Annotated in this window: 2 protein-coding genes; both read right to left on the minus strand. The window is 48.2% G+C overall.

Going from position 1 to position 650, the window contains the following annotated elements:
• Positions 1-220 precede the first annotated feature (220 nt).
• A complete protein-coding gene (locus ACTHUR_RS15030) occupies positions 221-493 on the minus strand; it encodes a BolA family protein (protein ID WP_070460214.1) in 273 nt (90 codons plus the stop codon).
• A partial coding sequence (locus ACTHUR_RS15035) for a YciI family protein (RefSeq protein ID WP_440399409.1) occupies positions 490-650 on the minus strand: 161 nt, incomplete at its 5' end. The genes ACTHUR_RS15035 and ACTHUR_RS15030, both read right to left, overlap by 4 nt.

The following is a 650-nucleotide window of genomic DNA, read 5'->3' on the forward strand; positions in this document are numbered from 1 at the left end:
ATTCAGGAGTGTCTTGAACGTTCGGGTTGCTGGCGCGTACGGAAGCGATTTGGTCATCGATAACGCTGCTGTCGATGGCTTGGCCGTTGACGGTCACCAAAGTTTGGGCAAACAGGGTGCCGGAAGTCAGAGCAAGCATCAAGGCTGAAGCAAAGTAGGTTTTTTTCATCGTATTTCTCTTTTAAATTAATGATTGGAAATCAAAGTTTGGGCAGTAATCTTAATGGAAGTATTCGTCCGGCGTGGCTGCTTTGATACTGAGTGCATGAATCAGGCCGTCTGAAAACAAGTCCTGTAAAAGCTGCTTAATCATACGTTGCCGCTGGAGGCGGCCAATGTTTTCAAATGCGTTGCTGACCACCACTATGGCGTAATGCCCGCCGCCTTTATTACCGGCATGGCCGGCGTGCAGGTGGCTTTCATCTTCAAAATCGAAGAACTCAGGCTCAAGCGCCTGCAGGCGTTCCTCGATAATTTGACGCATATTGCTCATTTGAATACGGCTTTAAAGGGTTTAATCAATACTTCTGCGTATACGCCGGCATCGACGTAAGGGTCTTGTTCAGCCCATTCTTGTGCAGCGTCCAAAGATTCGAATTGAGCCACAATCAGGCTGCCGGAAACGCGTTCTGGATTATCTGGTAAAGGAT

The sequence above is a fragment of the Neisseria sp. P0021.S007 genome (assembly GCF_051956855.1).

What these genes read in the sequence shown, in the direction of transcription:
- ACTHUR_RS15030 (WP_070460214.1), bottom strand. Translation starts at nt 493, where the DNA reads ATGAGCAATATGCGTCAAATTATCGAGGAACGCCTGCAGGCGCTTGAG.